This window comes from Acinetobacter sp. UBA3132, from assembly GCF_002364825.1.
GTDB classification, from domain to species: domain Bacteria; phylum Pseudomonadota; class Gammaproteobacteria; order Pseudomonadales; family Moraxellaceae; genus Acinetobacter; species Acinetobacter schindleri.
Map to the genome: position 1 here is coordinate 2,506 of NZ_DEZM01000203.1, position 1,602 is coordinate 4,107.

Below are 1,602 nucleotides of genomic sequence, written 5' to 3' on the forward strand. Positions count from 1 at the left end.
GCTGGTGGATGATGCCATTGTTGTGGTGGAAAACGTTGAACGTCTGATGCATGAGAAGCAGTTGACCGCCAAGGAAGCAGCACTGGAATCCATGCAGGAAATCAGTGGGGCTCTGGTCGGTATTACTTTGGTATTGACGGCAGTATTTATTCCCATGGCGTTCTTTGGTGGTTCTACCGGGGTTATTTATCGTCAGTTTTCCATTACGCTGGTTGCTGCCATGTCATTGTCACTGATGGTGGCCCTGATTCTGACACCAGCCCTGTGTGCGCTGATTCTCAAACCAAATCCGAATCCGGCACGTTGGGCGCAATGGTTTAACCATAAACTGGAAAGTGTTAAGCAGCGTTATCTGAAACTTTCTAATGTCACCCTACAACATAAGACCATCTGTTTAATTTTATTTGCCGGTTTGGTTGCTGTATTTGGTCTGTTCTATAAGGCTTTGCCAACCAGCTTCCTGCCAAGTGAAGATCAGGGAACGCTTAGCATTCAGGTGCGCCTGCAAGAAGGTGCGCCGCTAAAGAATACGGTGGCCACCGGAGAAAAGATTCGTGAATATTTCCTGGAACAGGAAAAAGACAATATCAATCTGGTGATGATGCGTTATGGCCGTAACTTCTCGGGTACCGGTCAGAACCTGGCAACCGGTTTTGTGGCACTGAAACACTGGGATGATCGTCCTGGCGAGGAAAATACTGCGCAAGCTATTCGTGAACGTGCCTTAAAACATTTCCGTGGTTTTAAGGATGCACAGGTCAATATCAATATGCCAGCTTCAGTCAGCGGTCTGGGACAAACCGATGGACTGGAATTCTGGATCCGGGATATAGAGGGAAATGGCCGTCAATATCTGGAACAGCAATTTAAAGAACTGGAAGAAAAAACCAAACAATATTCAACGTTTGAAAATCTGGGTAAGCGCTCCAATCCGGAGAAGGCTGAATTAAAGGTTAATATTGACCAGAAACAGGCCATGGCCAATGGTCTGACCCAATCCGCAATCAACAGTACACTTTCTGCTGCCTGGGGGGGTAACTATGTCAATGACTTCATCGACCGAGGCCGGATTAAACGGGTAATGATGCAGGGTGATGCAGAATTCCGTTCCAAACCTGAAGATCTGGCGATGTGGCATGTGCGCAATGACCAGAATCAGATGGTACCGTTCAGTAATTTTGCGACGGTAGACTGGAGCGGTGGTCCGGAAGTGGTAAATCGTTTTATGGGTTATACCGCTTTGCAGATGGAAGCGGATGTCACCAAAGATACCAGTACCGGTGAAGCAATGCGGGATGTAGAAGCATTAGTGGCCGATCAAAAAGGTATTGATGTGACCTGGAGTGGATTGTCTTTCGAAGAAAAACAATCCAGCAATCAGGCCATCTGGCTGTATGCGATTTCGATTGGCTTTATCTTCCTGTGTCTGGCTGCACTCTATGAAAGCTGGAGTATTCCAACTGCGGTAATGTCAGCAATTCCGCTGGGTATTGGTGGGAATATCATTTTCAGTTATTTCGCAGGCTTTCCAAATGATATCTATTTCCAGATAGCCTTACTGACCACGATTGGTTTGTCCTGTAAGAACGCCATTCTGATTGT

At 46.6% G+C, this 1,602-nt stretch carries 1 protein-coding gene; it reads left to right on the forward strand.

The window, feature by feature from the left end:
* Positions 1-1,602: efflux RND transporter permease subunit (locus B4033_RS11315; RefSeq protein ID WP_286834092.1), on the forward strand; the 1,602-nt coding region annotated here is incomplete at both ends.